Consider the following 17,226-nt stretch of genomic DNA (forward strand, 5'->3'; position numbering starts at 1 on the left):
CCCAGGGCTGAATGCGGGCGCTGATGGTTGTAGAAGGTCATCCACTTCCGGATGGCCGCCTTTGTCTCCGAACCGGTCTCCCAGGCATGCAGGTAGACGCACTCGTATTTGAGAGTGCGCCACAGCCTCTCGATGAAGATGTTGTCGAGGAAACGGCCCTTCCCATCCATCGATATGCGCACGCTGGACCGGCGGAGCCGATCCGTCCAGGCAAAGGACGTGAACTGGGATCCCTGATCCGTATTCATTATCTCTGGCGGGCCGAACTTGTGGATGGCCTCGTTCAGCGCCTCGACACAGAAGTCGGCCTCCAGCGTGTTCGAGATCCGCCAGGACAGGACCTTGCGGGTGTGCCAGTCCATGATCGCCACGAGGTATAGGAACCCGCGCCGCATGGGCAGGTAGGTGATATCCGAGCACCAGACCTGGTTCGGGCGTTCCACCCGCAGATCTCTGAGCAGGTAGGGATAGGTCTTGTGGCCCTTCGTCGGCCTGCTCGTGTTGGGCTTCTGGTAAATCGGCATGAGCCCCATCAGGCGCATCAGTCGCCGGATGCGCTTCTCGTTCACCAGGTGGCCGTCGTTGCGCAGGTGCCAAGTCATTTGCCGGACGCCGAAGAACGGCGTCTCCAAGAACTGCTCGTCGATCCGCCGCATCAGGCCGAGGTTCTGTTCGGTCTCGCCCTTGGGCGTGTAGTAGAAAGACGAACGCGCGATCGACAGCAACTTGCACTGCTGGCCGATCGACAGATCCGGGTGGTCAGGCTCGATCATGCCGCGCCTCACTTCCCGCCCCAGGGCTTCAGCTTTCGTTCCAAAAAAGAGTTGGCCACAGCCAGCTCCCCGATCTTGGCGTGGAGCTCCTTCACCTGCTCCTCGTCAATCTCCGGCTTCTTGCGGCCCCCGCGTTCGAACACACCGGAGGCGCCTTCGAGCAGGGCTCGCTTCCATTGATGGATCATCGTCGGATGCACCCCGAACCGGCTTGCCAGTTCGGCTGCCGTCTCCTCGCCTTTCAGGGCTTCCAGCGCGACCTTCGCCTTGAACTCAGGCGCGTGCTGCTTGCGTTTCGACATCTCTGATCTCCTTCTCGTCGAAGATCAGCAGACTGCAAATCGTAGCTTATGTCAGTGTCCGAATTTCGGGGGGTATGTATAACCGCGGTCATTTCATCGGGTCCGTGGTCTACATCCAAACTGGCGACAGCTCTGCCGGCTTCACCCGCTGGCTGCTGATAGACGGACAGCAGCGCGTCACGACCCTCACGCTCCTGCTGACGGCATTGCGCGATCACATCCGAGAAACGGGATGGCAGGGCAGCGACGATGGCCCGACAGTGAAGCGGATTGACGCATATTTTCTGCGCAACCTCCAGGAAGAGGGCGAACGGGAGGTCAAGCTGAAGCTGCGCCGCCATGACGACGCCACCCTGCAAGCCCTTGTCAACGGACAGTCAGAACCCGCAAACCCATCGGCCCGAATACGCGACAACTATGACCTCTTCCGCGAATTGCTCGAAGATGCCGACCCTGAGGCGGTATACCGTGGCCTCAATCGTCTCTTGCTCGTGGACGTCACGCTCGACCGCGGCATCGACGACCCGCAGCTGATCTTCGAGAGCCTCAACTCTACGGGGGTAGATCTGAGCCCGTCAGACTTGATCCGGAACTTCATCCTGATGCGACTTCCCGAGAAGGATCAGACGCGCCTCTATGAAACTTACTGGAGGCAAATCGAAGAGCTGTTCCGTGGCAGCGAGCGGGTATTCGACAATTTTATCCGCGACTATCTCGCCCTTCGATCCCACTCCACGAAGCTTGAAAGGTCCGACCGAGTCTACGATGCATTTCGGCGCGAGTTCGCGGGTATCGGCGAGGACATCGCGGCGCTTGAGGGACTTCTTACGGACCTGTTGCGTCGCGGGCGGCAGTATGCCGCCTTTGCCGTCGGGGGTGGCCAAGATGCTCGCGGCCGGGTTTTTGCAAGCTTGCGGCGTCTCGCCGATGTTCCGGCCATTCTCGTAATGCGGCTGCTTGAGGCGCAGGAAACTTCGGGCACGCTCGGCGATACGGAACTTCTTGAGGCTGTCGCTCTGTTGGAGAGCTATCTGTTGCGACGTGCCGTAATCGGTGCTCAGACGCGTGGCTATGGGGTGGAGTTCGCAAAGCTGGCCCAAAAGATCGACCAAACGCATCCGCTTGCCTCGCTCAAGGCGGCGATGGCGCGGATGCCTGCCTCCTATGCATTCCCGCAGGACGAGGCATTCAGGACTGCGCTCGAGGAGGGTGACATCTACCACAAGCGGGTATGTTTCCACCTGCTGGAAGCGCTCGAGAACCGCGGCAGCAAGGAACTCAGTGATACCAGTAAATACAGCATCGAACATGTGATGCCGCAAAACGAAAAGCTGGTCGAGGCTTGGCGCGATATGCTCGGACCGGAGTGGCAACAGGTTCAGAACACTTGGCTGCATCGCTTGGGCAATCTTACGTTGACGGGATACAATCCCAGCTACAGTGATCGTCCATTCGACGAGAAGAAGACGATCAAGGGCGGGTTCCAGCAGAGTTCTGTCCGGCTCAACCAGGATATCCGCGACGAGCAGAAATGGTCCCCGACCGAAATGAAAGCCCGCGGCGAGCGCTTGGCGGATCGGGCCTTGAACATATGGCCACGTCTGGAAGCCGACGATACTGTAATCAGAGCGATGGAACTCGAGGAGCTGAAGGTCAAAGCGCAGCGGCGCAGCATCTCCCAGGTGCCAATGAGCCCAGATGCGGCAGTGCTCTTTGAAACCCTGCGTGCCCAGTTGAAGGCTTCGTTCCCTAACGTGATTGAGGCAGCTGAGCACAAGTCGGTCAGTTATCATGATCCGGAATTCTTCTTGGAGGTAATTCCGCGCAAGCGCGGCCTTGTTCTGGTCGTCGACCTCGATTTCAACGAGATGGAAGCGAATGATGGATTGGCCGAGGACGCATCTGATTGGAGCTTTGTCATGTATGCGAGCCATAGAGGCGGGGTTCTTGTTAACTTTCGAAACCCGATACACATCGACCGTGTCATGGCGATTGTTGCCCAGGCTCGCGCGCTGACATAACGAGTAAAGACGGCGCATGCATGTGGCAAATTTATACGAACGCCCGAGAAGCGGAGACAGCAGTCACCGCGTGACGGATGATGGAGCGCGCGAGGCTGACGGACTTCTTCTGGAAACAGGTCGCGAACGCCTAGCCGAAGAAAATCTGAGCGATCCAGAGCATCCTCGACAAATAGCTCAGGAAAAACCGAAACTCGAAGAAGGCCATCACGTCTTCGCTGAAAACCGCAAAGGGATCAGCTACGACAGTCTTTTCGGATCATACATCGATGGTGCACAGCGCATCGTTGTGACCGATCCCTACATCCGATATTTCTACCAGATCAAGAACATGATGGAGTTCGTGGAAATGGTCATCCGGCGGAAAGCGCCGGAAGATCAGGTTGCCATCCATCTCGTCACCGGTCCTGATGACGGCAACATTCACAAGCAACGGGAACTGCTCGAGAGCATCACCGAGGCCTGCGTGGGGTCCGGCGTAGATTTTACCTGGGCTTTCGATACCTCCGGAACGGCTCATGCCCGCGACATCGTCACCGATGCAGGTTGGAAAATTGTTCTGGATCGTGGGCTCGACATTTTCCAGGCACCCCTTCGTCGAGACGGGTTTAGCCTTAGCGATCGCCTTCAAGAGCATCGGATGCTGAAAGGGTTTTATGTGACCTATGTCAGGCTTGGATAACAGAATATTTACCACGATGTTTAGGTCTTAGGCGAACGCCGACAGGCGGATAAGTCAGCATGTAGTCTCGCGGAGAAGCATGCGGTTTACGTTGCCAGGGGCTTTTTCATCGCCGCAGTGGACATGTTGTTTGCCGGCTGCCTGTCGGCGATGGCGATTTGGGGATGGATCGAACTGGCGCTTCTCAGTGGCGCCGTTACAACGACGCACGCGGCGCCGAAGAGCCTGGAGGAAGCGACATACCAATCGAAAACCACTCGACAGTCGCCGCCGGATCTTCAAGCAGATCGGTGGTTGGCTGGTATCCTACGCCATGTCACTGCCACCGCAGACAAATTTTCTTAGATATACTTTGGGTGGGTGACACACCCACCCTCATATTTTATCATTCAACTTCAAAGATTTGACAGTTGAATTGGCTCCGGCGGTAGGGATCGAACCTACGACCAATTGATTAACAGTCAACTGCTCTACCGCTGAGCTACGCCGGAACTTGTGCGGGGTATCTAGCAATCGGGTTCGGGGGTGTCCAGAGGCTTTTTCGATTTTCTGACGGGGTTTTTGAAATTCCTGCGCCGCGCGGTCAAAGCCGCTGGAACCGGGCGGTTTCCGCAAGCGGGCCAAGGGGTTGGATCACGCCGCGCTGGCTGAGATCGACCAGATGGGCCAACACGTTGCGGGTGGCGGCGGGCAGAAGGGCGGGCGGCGTGTCGGTGTAGATCCGTGCGGCAAGCCCTGCTGCGGTGGCGGCGCCCTCGGTCAGCGCGGCAAGGATCGCCTGTTCGCGGGCGCGGCGGTGGCTGGCAAGCTCGGCCATGCGGGCGGCGGGATCCTCCACCGGGGCGCCATGGCCGGGCAGGAAGCGGGACCAGCGCCGCCGCCCCAGCCTATCGAGCGAGTCCATGAAGGCCGACACGTCGCCATCGGGGGGCGAGACCAGCGAACTGGCCCAGCCCATGACCAGATCGCCGGAGAACAGCTGCCCCTGCCATTCAAGGCTCAGATGGTTGCCGAAATGGCCGGGCGTGTGATGCGCCGTGATCTGCCAGTCCGGCCCCGTGGTCACCGCGCCATCGGGCAGCGTCTCGTCGGGGGCGAATCCCGCATCGACCCCTTCGCCGCCCCCCGCAAGTCCGGACGCGGCCAGCGCCTCCATCGCGGGGCTGCGGCCCGTCTGCGGCCCGCCAAAGGCCAGCACCGGCGCGCCGGTCGCCTCGGCCAGCGGGCGGGCCAGCGGCGAATGGTCCAGATGGGCATGGGTCACGAAGATATGGCTGATCCGTGCCCCCGGCTCCAGCGCGGCAAGGATCGCCTCCAGATGCGGCTCCGACAGCGGGCCGGGATCGATCACCGCGACCGCGCGGCGGCCCAGCAGATAGGTGTTGGTGCCGCGAAAGGTCATGGGCGAGGGGTTGGGTGCCAAGAGGCGGCGCAGCCCCGGCGCAAGCGGGTCGGGCTGGCCGGGACGGGGGCGGAACTCGGGCTGGGGATCGGTCATCTCTCGGCTGGGGCTCTCTCGGCTGGGGCGCGTTTCGGCATGGCGGCGCGGATCGGGTCAGGCTAGGGTTAGCGCATGTTCTTTCAATGGCTCAAACGCTATATGCCCCGGGGCATCTATGCGCGGGCGGCGCTGATCCTCGTGCTGCCGGTGCTGACGCTGCAGCTTGTGGTGTCGGTGGTGTTCATCCAGCGGCATTTCGAGGGCGTGTCGGACCAGATGACCCGGGGCGTGGCGCGCGACATCAGCTATGCGCTGAGCAATCCCGATGCGGCGGGGCCGCTGGGGCTGAGCCTGCGCGAGGTGCCGCAGGCCGTGGTGCCCGAGGCTGACCTGCGCCGCTGGTTCGATTTTTCCGGCATCGTGGTCACCCGCACGCTGCGCCGCTTTGTGGACGGGGTGGAACATGTGGCGCTGCCCAATGACACCGATGTGTCGGTGCTGGTGCGCGGGCCCGGGGGCAGCCTGCGCGAGGTGGAGTTTTCGCGCGCGCGGGCCTCGGCCTCCAACCCGCACCAGCTTCTGGTGAACATGGTGTTCTTCGGGATGCTGATCACGCTCATCTCCTATCTTTACCTGCGCAACCAGCTGCGCCCGATCACCCGGCTGGCACAGGCGGCGGAGGCTTTCGGGCGCGGGCGGCATGTGCCCTATTCCCCCGGCGGCGCGGTGGAGGTGCGGGCGGCGGGCAGCGCCTTTCTGGACATGCGCAACCGGATCGAACGGCAGATCGAACAGCGCACCATGATGCTGTCGGGGGTCAGCCACGATCTGCGCACGCCGCTGACCCGGCTGCGGCTGGGGCTGTCGCTGCTTGAGGACGAGGACCGCGAGCCGCTGGAGCGCGATGTGGAGGACATGCAGCAGCTGATCGACGCCTTTCTGGATTTTGCGCGCGGCAATGCCCAGATGGGCGAACCCGAGCCCACCGATCCCGTGGCGCTGGCCCGGTCGGTGGTGGAGGATGCGCGGCGGGCCGGGCGTGCTGTGACGCTGGTGCGGGTCGAAGGCGCGGGGCAGGTGGTGCTGCGCCCTGCGGCGCTGCGCCGCGCGCTGGAGAATCTGGTGAACAATGCCGTGCGCTATGGCAGCCGCTGCGAGGTGTCGCTGACGCTTACCGACAAGTCGCTGCGCTTCCGGGTGGAGGATGACGGGCCGGGCATTCCGCCCGAAAGCCGCGATGACGCGATCCGCCCCTTCGTCCGGCTGGATCCGGCGCGCAATCAGGACCGCGGCACCGGGGTGGGGCTGGGGCTGGCCATCGCCGCCGACATCGCCCGCGCCCATGGCGGGGTACTGCGGCTTGGCAGCAGCGACACGCTGGGCGGGCTGCGCGCGGATGTGGTGATCGCGCGCTAGGGTGATCCGGGCGCCTCGGCGCCCGGGCTCAGGCGTCAGGCGGGCCTCAGCTTTCGCTCAGCACCTGCGCCTGTGCCACCAGCAGGAATTCGCCCCGCTTGGCGCGCACCGTGGCCGGATCCACATGCCCTTCCAGATCGGCATTGACCTTGCGCAGCACATCTTCGTGGCCTGCTTCCTCCAGATCGGCCTTCACCACGGAGGCGGCATAGGCATCGGCCTCTGTTCCGGTCTTGCCAAGGATTTCGGCGGCCCAGAGACCCAGCAGCCGGTTGCAGCGCGCTTCGGCGCGGAACCGCAACCCCTCGTCATGCATGAACTTGTTTTCGAACGCGCTTTCCCGATCTTCAAATGTCGTCATCGCTCTCGCTCCCAATAGGCTGGTGGTGCTGATGCCCGACATTTGCCCATAGCGCAGGCGCAAGCGCAACCCTGCTGCGGTGTCCGCTTGCGGCAGACACGCCCTTGATTTATGAGGTCGGTCGACACGCAGCGGCCGCAGGGGCGGTCCCGAAAGGATTCTCATGGCACGGCGCAAGAAGATTTACGAAGGCAAAGCCAAGATTCTCTATGAAGGCCCCGAGCCCGGCACGATCGTGCAGTATTTCAAGGACGATGCCACCGCCTTCAACGCGCAGAAAAAGGACGTGATCGAAGGCAAGGGCGTGCTGAACAACCGCCTGTCCGAGTTCTTCATGACCGGGCTGAACAGCATCGGCGTGCCCACGCATTTCATCAAGCGGCTGAACATGCGCGAACAGCTGGTCCGCGCCTGCGAGATCATCCCGCTGGAAATCATCGTGCGCAACTTTGCCGCAGGCTCGCTGTCCACCCGTCTGGGCATCGAGGAAGGCACGCCGCTGCCGCGTCCCATCGTGGAATATTGCTACAAGGACGACAAGCTGGGCGATCCGCTGGTCACCGAAGAGCATATCGCCGCTTTCGGCTGGGCCAGCCAGCAGGACATGGATGACGTGCTGAGCCTTGCGCTGCGCGTCAACGACTACCTGTCGGGGCTGATGTATGGCGTCGGCATCCGTCTGGTGGATTTCAAGATCGAGATCGGCCGCGTCTATGACGGCGATTACCAGCGCCTGATCGTGGCGGACGAGATTTCGCCCGACAGCATGCGGCTCTGGGACATGGAAACCGGCCAGAAGTTCGACAAGGACGTGTTCCGCCGCGATCTTGGCTCGCTGACCGACGCCTATACCGAGGTGGCGCGCCGTCTGGGGGTCATGCCGAAGCAGGCCACGCATGTGGCCAAGCCGAAGCTCATCAACTGAGTCCCGCCCCGGCGGGAAGGACAGAGGGGCGGCGCCCCTTGGAAGAACGGAGAGACAGCCATGAAGGCACGGGTGCATGTGATGCTGAAGGACGGCGTGCTCGACCCGCAGGGCGAAGCGGTGCGCCATGCGCTTGGCGGCATGGGCTTTTCCGGCGTGGAATCGGTGCGGCAGGGCAAGGTGATCGAGCTTGATCTGGCCGATGGCACCGGCGAGGACACGGTGCGCGACATGTGCGAGAAGCTGCTCGCCAACACCGTGATCGAAAGCTACCGCATCGAAATGCTCTGAGATCCCGCGCTTCTGGCGCGAGATGGCCCGGCTGCAGCTCCCGCTGCGCCGGGCTTTTTTGTGGAGAATGCCGTCAAGCGCGGCGGGATTGACGGGCGATTCATCTTTTTGGCGGAACAGTGCGGGGCAATCCTGTCCCTGACGGAGCCTCGAGATGAAATTTTCGCTGAAATCCCTGAAGGCCCGGCTGGCGCTGGGACTGTCGCTGCTGCTGGTGCTGATTTGCGCCGCGCTTCTGGCGGCCTTCGACCACCTGACCCGGCAGAACATGGTCGCGGCGGCGCAGCTCCGGCAGGACACGTCGCTGCGGATCCTCACCTCCCGCTTCGCGGAGACCTATCCTGACCTTGTGGTGGAGCATGATGCCGAAGGCCGGGTCAGCCGCGTGATCTGGCCCGCGCTGCCGGACCTGAGCGATGCCAGCCTGATCGACCGGGTGGGGGCCATTTCAGGCGAAACCGCCACGGTTTTCGGCTGGGACGCGGCGGAGGGGGATTTTATGCGCCTCGTCACCAATATCGTGAAGCCGGACGGCACGCGCGCGGTCGGCACATGGCTTGGCAAGCAGAACCCGGTGCATGCGGCGATGCTGCGCAAGGATGTCTATCATGGCGAGGCGGTGATCCTCGGCAACCCGTTCTACACGATCTACCAGCCGATCGAGGATGCCACGGGCGCGGTGATCGGCATCTTCTATGCCGGGGTCGACAAATCTCTGGTGGATGTCCGCGTGGCTCGGCAACAGATGACCGGGCTCGTGCTGTCGCTGGTGGCGCTGGCGCTTGGCATTCCCGCGCTGCTGCTGCTGCTGCTGAGCAGCAGTCTGCGCCCGCTTTACGCCATTTCGGCCCGGCTCGAAACCATGGCCACCGGGGATCTGCAGGCGCCGGTGCCGCATCTGCAGCGCGGTGACGAGCTGGGTGCCACCGCGCGCGCGGTCGAGGTTTTCCGCCAGCGGCTCACCGAGGCACGCGCGCAGGATGCCGCCGTTGCCACCCGGCGCGCCGAACAGGACCGGGTCGTGGGGGCGCTGCGCGAGGGGCTCGCGCGGCTGGCGCAGCGCGATCTGGCGGCACGGATCGAAACGGAGGGCGGCACGCCTTTCCCCGAGGAATACGAGGCGCTGCGTCACGACTTCAACGCCGGGATCGCCAGCCTCGAAGCGGCGATGGCAGAGGTGGCGGCGGTGGCTGCCGGGGTGCGGGGCGCCTCCGAAGAGATCGGCACAAGCTCGGATGACCTTGCCCACCGGGTGGAGGAACAGGCGGGCACGCTGGAAAGCTCTGCCGCCGCGCTGGACCAGCTGGCGCGCACCGGGCAGGAGATCGCCGAAACCGCAGAGCGCGCCGACGGGCTGGCGCAGACCAGCCGGCGGCTTTCTTCGGAAAGCGAACTGGTGCTGCGCAAGGCCATCGAAGCGATCCGCCGCATCGAGGATGCCTCGGTCAAGATCAACCAGATCATCTCGGCCATCGACGACATCGCGTTTCAGACCAATCTCCTGGCGCTGAACGCCGGGGTGGAGGCGGCGCGGGCCGGGGAGGCGGGGCGCGGCTTTGCCGTGGTCGCCTCGGAGGTGCGCAGTCTGGCCCAGACCGCCGCCGAAGCCGCGCAGGAGATCAAGACGCTGATCCGCGACAGCAATGACGAGGTGCGCGAGGGCAGTTCGCTGGTGCAGCAGACCGGCGCCTCGCTGGGGCAGGTGCTGGAACAGGTGGACGGGCTGGGTGCGCTGATCTCTGAAATTGCGCTGGCGGTGCGGGGCCAGACCAACGGCCTGTCGGAGATCAACGAGGGGGTGCAGCGGCTGGAAACTATGACCCAGCACAACGCCGCCGTGGTCGAAGAACTGAACGCCGCAGGTCAAAGCCTCAATACCGAGGCGCACAGGCTGTCCGACACGCTGGCGGTCTTCCGCTCTGACTCCGCCACGTCCGGCGGCTGGGGGGCGCCGGTTGCGCCGAAAAAGCCGGCGCGCGCGCCGGAGAAAGTGGCCGTCGCCTCGGCACCTTCAGCCGCCGCCGCAGAGATCCGCCGCAGCAGCGGGGTCATCGAAGGCTGGGATGAATTCTGAGCCGCACTTCCCGCTGCTGCAGCCTGAGCGTGAGGCGATTCCGAGACGTGACTCATCGCAGCGGAGATGTGCCTCCGCAGCCGGGATGTGAATGTCGCCTCACGCTCCGCCACGGGCGCGTCCTGGCCAAGAGCGTCTGGCCGCTCTCTTGCCCGAATTGGCACGAAGATGTCCTTGGTAAAGCGCCAGATAGCCGGAGATGGTACGGAACTCACCTGAAAGGTCAGGCGCGGCTGACATGCACCCGCACCCTGACCGCGCGGCAGGCGGACGACCGTTGCCACCACGCGGATCACACGCGGCGGCGCCCGCCTTGTGAGCAACCGCAGGGCTGACCACGCTGCAGGCAGACAGAAGGCCAGGTGAGCCGGCGACATTTGGCGGGGACGTGCCCCCGAACGGGGCATTCCGTCCGCGGTTTGTGGTCATGCCCGACTTGTGGTCATGCCCGACGCTCGTTGCAGGAGAGGGGTGCAGAACGAACACATGACCACCCACTGCGGCTTCTGTGCGCGGGACTGGGACGCTTATGGTTTCGGGGATGAACCTGACAGGGACTGCGGTCTCGCCATGAAGGCGGGTGACAATGGTTCCGCCGCAGACGCTGCGGAGCGCCACGTAAGCGGACCGCAGCCCGCTATGCCGCACGGCTTTTGATGCAGCGGCTATACCTGAAACTTGGATTGCCCGACCTCAGTGATGGAGCAGCGCAGGCGGGCCGAGCTGAAGACGATTCGCCGCGCCGGAACCCCAAGGCCCGCGCCACGCTGTTCAATCCGTCAGATGTCAGCGAATTGGTTCTGCCCGCGTGACAAAAGACGCCACATTCTGGCGGCGGCAGTCCCGGCGCGGCGACAGGTGGCGGAGCGAGGGATCTGTTTCCGGATCAGGATCAATCCAGTGAGCCCGGCAAACACCGGGCCGAGGTTTCAACTGGATTCACGTGATTTTCATAAAAGACGCAGCACTGCAGGGTTGAAATTTGGTGAAAATCAGAAACGTCCCAACCGCCCAACCAGCGACAAACTTTTCGGGTTGCCATCGCAAAGAGGTCACGCTGCCTGCCATGCCGCCCGTTTTACGCCATTTTTTGCTTTGACCGGCGAACGGCTGCCTTTATTCACGGTCTCAAGCCCGTCACCGGGCGAAGAGATCTGGCCACGGGGGCGGCCGCCGAACTTGAAGTCATCCTCAGGGATGCGAGAGGACGCGACAGGGGGACACCCCCGCCGCCACCGGCAGGCAGCTTCGCCCGCAGATAACGCGCGGGCATCAGAGGTGCGGTGGTCTCACGCAGTCTTGCAGGCATGACGAGCAATGAAACCGTCGGCGCGTGGCGCCGGTGCCGCCTTGCGGCATGGGGCATGCCCCGTCTGATGTGAAAGGGTCGAACAATGGCTGATTTGGTTTTGGACTGGGCCGCTCTGGGTGGATTTGGCACCAACCTCGAAACTCCGCCCGCGGGGGGCGTGTCCACCACAGTGGATACGGGCGGCATCGCGGTGGACATCACCTTTACCGCGCAGGATGCGGGGGCCGAGGCTTTTACCGCCAATTATGACGGCTATGTGCCCGCGGGTTCGGATGTGGATCCCAATTCGCACCTGAAGCTTTACGGCGATGGCGGTGACGGCGGCGCGGTTTCCGCCACCTCGACCACGGTGATGGATTTCCGCTCCACCGATGCGCTTTATACCGGCTCGGTGCAGAACGTGTCCTTCCTGCTCAATGACGTAGATGGCGGCGCGGGCGCGGATCTGGGCGATCTGGCCGACGACTCTACCAGCGGCACCCCGACAGCAGGCACCTCGTTTCAGGACAATGTGACGATCCTTGCCTATGATGCGGAGGGCAACAGCCTGCCGGTCGATCTGCAGCCCTTCGGCAGCGCCTCGGTCAGCGGCGGCACCGCCACCGGCACCGAAGTGACCTCGTTCGACGCGGCGTCGGGCAGCCTGCAGGTGACCATTCCCGGCCCCGTGGCCCGGATCGAGGTGGTCTATGCCAATGGCGGCGACAGCGCGCAGGGCGTGCTGATTTCCGATGTCGCCTTTTCCACCGTCGATGTGGGCGATGGGGGCAACACGCCGCCGGTGGCCGTGGACGATCTGGCCGACACGCCGGTCGACACTGCCGTCACCATCGACGTGCTGACCAATGACAGCGACCCGGACGGCGATCCGCTGACCGTGACCGGCGTGACCCAGCCCGCCAATGGCACCGTCACGATCAACGAAGACGGCACGCTGAGCTATGTCCCCGCCACCGGCTTCACCGGCGAAGACACGATCACCTACACGATCACCGATGGCAATGGCGGCACCGCGACCGGCGAGGTGGTGGTGACGGTGGAGGATGGCGACGGCGCCAACACGCCGCCCGTCGCCGTGGATGACGACATCACCACCGGCACCGACACCCCGGTGACCTTCGATCCCACCGACAATGACACCGATCCGGATGGCGATCCGCTGACCGTGACCGATGTCACCGATCCGGACAATGGCACCGTCACCGTGGGCGACGATGGCAGCGTGACCTACACCCCCGATACCGGCTTCATCGGCGAGGACACGATCACCTACACCGTCGATGACGGCAATGGCGGCACCGATACCGGCGAGATCATCGTGACCGTGGGCGATGACACCGTGCCCGGCGGCAACACGCCCCCCGTCGCCGTGGACGATCTGTTCACCACCGATGACGAGACGGCGATCACCTTCGATCCGACGCTGAACGACACCGATGCGGATGGCGATCCGCTGACCGTCACCGGGATCGGCAGTTCCGAAAACGGCACGGTCGTGCTGAACGAGGATGGCACGGTCAGCTACACGCCCAATGGCAGCTTCACCGGGTTCGATTCCTTCAACTATACCGTCACCGATGGCAATGGCGGCACCGCCGAGGCCAATATCACGGTCGAGGTTTTGGATGGCGGCGTGGTGCCCTGTTTCACCCCCGGCACCCTGATCGCCACGCCGCAGGGCGAACGTCTGGTCGAGGATCTGCAGGTCGGCGACCGGGTCATCACCCGCGACAACGGCATTCAGGAAATCCGCTGGATCGGGCGCAAGGATCTGACCGGCTTTGATCTGGCGCGCAGGCCGCAGATGGGCCCGGTGCTGATCCAGAAGGGGGCGCTTGGGAAAAACATGCCCATGCATGACCTGCTGGTGTCGCCGAACCACCGCATCCTTGTCGCCAATGACAAGACCGCGCTTTACTTCGAAGAGCGCGAGGTGCTGGCCGCAGCCAAGCATCTCACCGGGCTTGATGGCGTGGACGAGGTGGGGACGCTGGGGGTCAGCTACATCCACTTCATGTTCGACCAGCACGAGGTGGTGCTGTCGAACGGCGTCTGGAGCGAAAGCTTTCAGCCCGGCGATTACACCCTGCGCGGCATCGACGAGGCGCAGCGCTCGGAAATCTATGAACTGTTCCCCGAACTGGAACAGGCCGAAGGTCTGCGCGCCTATGGCGCCGCCCGCCGGTCGCTGAAGAAGCACGAGGCACAGCTGCTGACCCGGTCCTGAGACCCGGTTGGTTCGATTAGGCAGCTCGTCCCGGTGCAACCGACCCTTGCACCGGGGCGGACAGGGAAGCGGAGCGGCGCAGGCCGCTCCGTTTTCTTTTGTGGCAGGAGGTCAGGAGGGCTGGCGCGCCTGCCATTCGGCCCATGCCTCGGGCGTGTCCAGATCGGTCAGCGCGTGGCGGTCGGGCAGCGTCACAAGGCGCAGGCGGTGCCGGTTCGCCGCCAGCACGGCGCGCGCGCCCTGATCGCCGGAGAGCGCCAGCATGGCCGGGAAACAGTCGGCGGGGAACAGCACGGGATGGCCGGGAATGTCCTTGTCGCTGCAGCCCTGCAGCAGCATCGGACGGGGCAGGGCCCGGAACAGCGCGATCAGCGCCTGCAGATCCTCGACGGTGAGGTCGGGCATGTCGGCGGGCAGGATCATTGCCGCGTCCATGTCCTCGGGCAGCAGGCCGATGCCCCGCCGCAGCGAGGCGGACATGCCGCTGTCAGCATCGGGCACAAAGACCAGCTGCACCGGCAGACCCGCCAGCGCGGCGGCGCGGGGGTGGTCGGGGTCGGGCAGGGTGACGGTCACATGATCCGCCGCCTGCAGCGCCTGCCGGGCCTGACGGCGCAGCAGCGGCTCGCCGCCGACCTGCATCAGCAGCTTGTCAGTGCCGCGCATCCGGCGGCTGGCCCCGGCGGCGGGAATCAGGACGGCAATCGCTCCCATGCGCACAGCTATAGCGTGTCCCGGGGGCGGGGTCTGCGGTTTTTGTCCGGAATGCGTGCCATCAGCAGCTAAAGCCGGGGTTTTTCCTTGACACTTTGGGTAACAGATTACCTCAAATCGAAAATAAACCAGAGACACGACAGATGCGGCGGCCCGGATGACGGGCTGGAAAGGACAGTACAGCCTATGGGACTAGCGCGACGTTCGGAGGACGAGCAGGAGCGGCTTGCCGAATTGCGCAGCTTCCGCATTCTTGACACCGGGCGCGAGCCCGCGTTCGACGAGGTGGTGGAGCTGCTGGCGGCCCAGCTCGACATGCCGGTGGCGCTGATCAGTCTGGTCGACGAGGACCGGCAGTGGTTCAAGGCGGCGCATGGGCTGGAGCTGGACGGCAGCCCGCTGGAGCAGTCGATCTGCGCCCATGCCATCCTGCAGGACGGGGTTCTGGAAATCGAGGACACGCTGCTGGATCTGCGCAGCGCCGACAACCCGCTGTGCTGCGGGCTGAGCGGGACGATGCGCTATTATGCCGGGGCGCCGCTGGTCACCCGCAGCGGCCACCGCATCGGCACGCTCTGCGTGCTGGACCATCATCCGCGCAAGCTGGCCCCGCTGCAGCGCCGCCTGCTGGAGGTGATGGCCGGGCAGGTGATGCGGCAGCTGGATCTGCAGCGCGCGCTCGCCAACAAGGAAGTGCTGCGCGAGGAAATCGACCACCGCGTGAAGAACTCGCTGCAGACCGTCGCCTCCACCATCCGGCTCTACCGCGGACGGTCGGGCAATGACGAGACCCGCGAGGCGCTGGACGCCATCGCGCGTCGGGTCGATTCCGTGTCGCAGCTGCATGCGGCGCTGAACCAGACCTCCAAGATGCATTTTGTGCGCATCGACACCTATCTAGGCCGCGTCGCCACGCTGCTGCAGCGCCACGCGCCCGAAGGCGTGGTGCTGCATGTCGAAGCCCCCGATCTGGAGGTGGAGTCGCGCGTCGCGGCCTCCATCGGGGTGATGGCCAGCGAATTTGCGGCCAATGCCGGGAAATATGCGTTTCGCGGCCAGTATGCCGGGGCAGAGGTGCGCTTCACGCTGGAGCGGCACGGCCCCAACGCGCTGGTCTTTACCTGCCGCGACAACGGCCCGGGGCCGGAGCCGGGGTCGCGGCTGGACGTGCTGGCAAGCTCGGCGCTTGGCGCCCGGCTGCTGGAGGCGGCAGCGCAGCAGGTGGGCGGGTTGCTGACGCAGGGGCGGGAGCCGGGCGGCTTCGTGCTGCGCGCCGAACTGCCCGTCGATCCCGCCGAAGAGGTGCCTTTTACGTCCGAATCGGGGTTTGCGGCCGCACCCGCAGCCGAGTGATGCGGTTGTTCTCGCGCTCCATGACCTCCATCCGGAAGCCGTGGAAGCTGAACTTCTGGCCCACGGTCGGGATCATCTGCGCCTCGTGAATGACCAGCCCCGCGATGGTGTTGGCCTCGTCATCGGGCAGCGCCCAGTCGGTGGCACGGTTCAGGTCGCGGATCGTGGTGCCGCCATCCAGCCAGAACCAGCCTTCCTCGTCGGCGCGCACCTGCTGTTCGGCGGCGGGGTCGTGTTCGTCGGTGATCTCGCCCACGATCTCTTCAAGGATGTCTTCCAGCGTGATGAGACCTTCGAGCGAGCCGTATTCGTCCACCACCAGCGCAAAATGGGTCCGGCGGCGCAGGAAGTTGCGCATCTGGTCGGCCAGCGTGGTGGTGTCGGGCACGAAATAGGGTTTCATCATCACGTCGGTGATGCGGAAATCGTCCAGCGCGTCAAAGCCCTGCGCGCCGGCCTTCGCCATGAAATCATACATCGCCCGCAGCAGATCCTTGGCATGGACGACGCCGATGATGTTCTCGTGCTCGCCGCGAAAGATCGGCAGGCGGGTGTGGCTGCTGTCCAGACATTGCTGCAGGATCGCGCGCGGATCGGAATCGGCATTGATCATCTCGATGCCGGACCGGTGCAGCATGATCTCCTCGACCGTGCGTTCGGCCAGATCCAGCGCGCCAAGAATGCGGTCGCGGTCCTCGCGGTCCACCACGCCTTCGGAATGGCCAAGCTGCAGCGCGCCCGCGATTTCTTCACGCACGGCAAGGATATGGCTGTCGGGGTCGGTCTTGACCCCGAACACCCGCAGCATCAGCCGCACCAGCGCCCGGATCGCGGCCACCACCGGAGAAAAGATCAGGATGACCACCCGGATCGGGGGCGCCACACGCGCCGCCGCCGCTTCGGGATTGGTGATCGCATAGGTCTTGGGCAGCACCTCGGCAAAGATCAGCACCAGAAAGGTCATCGCCAGCGTGGCAATGGCCACGCCGCTGTCGCCCAGAAGCCGGGTGAACAGCGCGGTGGCCAGCGAGGTGGCAAGGATGTTGACAAGGTTGTTGCCCAGCAGGACCGAGCCGATCAGCCGTTCATTGTCCTCGGTGATCTTCAGCGCCATCTCGGCGCTTTTGGAGCCACGGTCCTGCGCCGCGCGCAGCTTCCCGCGCGAGGCGGCGGTCAGCGCCGTCTCGGATCCGGAGAAGAAGGCGGAGAACAGGATCAGCACGAAGATCGCGCCGGTGGTCATCCAGAAAGTGGCGTCAAGCATCGCGGCGTCGGGCATGTCCATGGGATCTGTCTATTCCGTCTTTTTTCTAGATATGCGGCCCGGATCGGGC

13 protein-coding genes and 1 tRNA gene are annotated in these 17,226 nt (G+C 64.1%); 8 read left to right on the top strand and 6 right to left on the bottom strand.

Annotated elements, in window-relative coordinates; all coding sequences use genetic code 11:
* Nucleotides 1-1,075, bottom strand: a protein-coding gene (locus BLR51_RS23805; RefSeq protein WP_089851693.1) for an IS3 family transposase whose coding sequence is annotated in 2 segments (ribosomal slippage) — nt 1-823 and nt 823-1,075 — 1,076 coding nt annotated over the 2 segments. Because the reading frame shifts where the segments join, the coding sequence is not laid out codon by codon here. This gene is flagged as partial in the annotation.
* 74 nt (nt 1,076-1,149) lie between these two features.
* Here BLR51_RS23805 and BLR51_RS23810 point away from each other — a divergent pair.
* Both BLR51_RS23810 and BLR51_RS23815 read left to right on the top strand, forming a co-directional pair.
* Nucleotides 1,150-3,096, top strand: a complete 1,947-nt coding sequence (locus tag BLR51_RS23810) for a DUF262 domain-containing protein (protein ID WP_089851695.1) — start codon at nt 1,150-1,152, stop codon at nt 3,094-3,096.
* A 70-nt stretch (nt 3,097-3,166) separates the two neighbouring features.
* Nucleotides 3,167-3,778, top strand: a complete 612-nt coding sequence (locus BLR51_RS23815) for an MIT C-terminal domain-containing protein (RefSeq protein ID WP_242656831.1) — start codon at nt 3,167-3,169, stop codon at nt 3,776-3,778.
* A 416-nt stretch (nt 3,779-4,194) separates the two neighbouring features.
* Here the strand turns inward: BLR51_RS23815 and BLR51_RS23820 are convergent.
* Together BLR51_RS23820 and BLR51_RS23825 are read right to left on the bottom strand one after the other, a co-directional pair.
* A tRNA-Asn gene (locus tag BLR51_RS23820) sits at nt 4,195-4,269 on the bottom strand.
* A gap of 92 nt (nt 4,270-4,361) precedes the next feature.
* Nucleotides 4,362-5,276, bottom strand: coding sequence for an MBL fold metallo-hydrolase (locus tag BLR51_RS23825; RefSeq protein ID WP_089851697.1), 915 nt, complete (start codon nt 5,274-5,276; stop codon nt 4,362-4,364).
* A 75-nt stretch (nt 5,277-5,351) separates the two neighbouring features.
* Between BLR51_RS23825 and BLR51_RS23830 the strand changes: the two genes are divergently transcribed.
* Entirely contained in the window at nt 5,352-6,635 is a 1,284-nt protein-coding gene (locus BLR51_RS23830) for an ATP-binding protein (protein ID WP_089851699.1), read from the top strand.
* Nucleotides 6,636-6,681: 46 nt separating this feature from the next.
* Here the strand turns inward: BLR51_RS23830 and BLR51_RS23835 are convergent, their stop codons facing one another.
* Nucleotides 6,682-6,996: a DUF1476 domain-containing protein gene (locus BLR51_RS23835; protein ID WP_089851701.1), complete on the bottom strand. Its 315-nt coding sequence runs from the start codon at nt 6,994-6,996 to the stop codon at nt 6,682-6,684.
* Between the two features lie 163 nt (nt 6,997-7,159).
* On the opposite strand from BLR51_RS23835, the gene purC reads away from it, so the two are divergent.
* The 4 genes from purC (at nt 7,160) to BLR51_RS23855 (ending at nt 13,825) form a co-directional block, all read left to right on the top strand.
* Entirely contained in the window at nt 7,160-7,921 is a 762-nt protein-coding gene (gene purC / locus BLR51_RS23840) for a phosphoribosylaminoimidazolesuccinocarboxamide synthase (protein ID WP_089851703.1), read from the top strand.
* 60 nt (nt 7,922-7,981) lie between these two features.
* Complete coding sequence (gene purS, locus BLR51_RS23845; protein WP_089851705.1) at nt 7,982-8,212, top strand: phosphoribosylformylglycinamidine synthase subunit PurS; 231 nt, start codon at nt 7,982-7,984, stop codon at nt 8,210-8,212.
* 154 nt (nt 8,213-8,366) lie between these two features.
* Nucleotides 8,367-10,286, top strand: coding sequence for a methyl-accepting chemotaxis protein (locus tag BLR51_RS23850; protein WP_110506221.1), 1,920 nt, complete (start codon nt 8,367-8,369; stop codon nt 10,284-10,286).
* Nucleotides 10,287-11,680: 1,394 nt separating this feature from the next.
* A complete protein-coding gene (locus BLR51_RS23855) occupies nt 11,681-13,825 on the top strand; it encodes an Ig-like domain-containing protein (protein WP_089851707.1) in 2,145 nt (714 codons plus the stop codon).
* A 111-nt stretch (nt 13,826-13,936) separates the two neighbouring features.
* Here the strand turns inward: BLR51_RS23855 and BLR51_RS23860 are convergent, their stop codons facing one another.
* Nucleotides 13,937-14,539: a nucleotidyltransferase family protein gene (locus BLR51_RS23860; protein ID WP_089851709.1), complete on the bottom strand. Its 603-nt coding sequence runs from the start codon at nt 14,537-14,539 to the stop codon at nt 13,937-13,939.
* Nucleotides 14,540-14,725: 186 nt separating this feature from the next.
* Between BLR51_RS23860 and BLR51_RS23865 the strand changes: the two genes are divergently transcribed.
* Nucleotides 14,726-15,892, top strand: a complete 1,167-nt coding sequence (locus BLR51_RS23865) for a sensor histidine kinase (protein WP_089851710.1) — start codon at nt 14,726-14,728, stop codon at nt 15,890-15,892.
* Here BLR51_RS23865 and BLR51_RS23870 read toward each other — a convergent pair.
* Nucleotides 15,849-17,177 (bottom strand): HlyC/CorC family transporter, encoded by a 1,329-nt coding sequence (locus BLR51_RS23870; protein WP_165616919.1) that lies wholly within the window; start codon nt 17,175-17,177, stop codon nt 15,849-15,851. The two genes, BLR51_RS23865 and BLR51_RS23870, sit on opposite strands and share 44 nt — an antisense overlap.
* Nucleotides 17,178-17,226: the final 49 nt, after the last annotated feature.

Origin of the sequence: Salipiger marinus (genome assembly GCF_900100085.1) — a bacterium.
GTDB classification, from domain to species: domain Bacteria; phylum Pseudomonadota; class Alphaproteobacteria; order Rhodobacterales; family Rhodobacteraceae; genus Salipiger; species Salipiger marinus.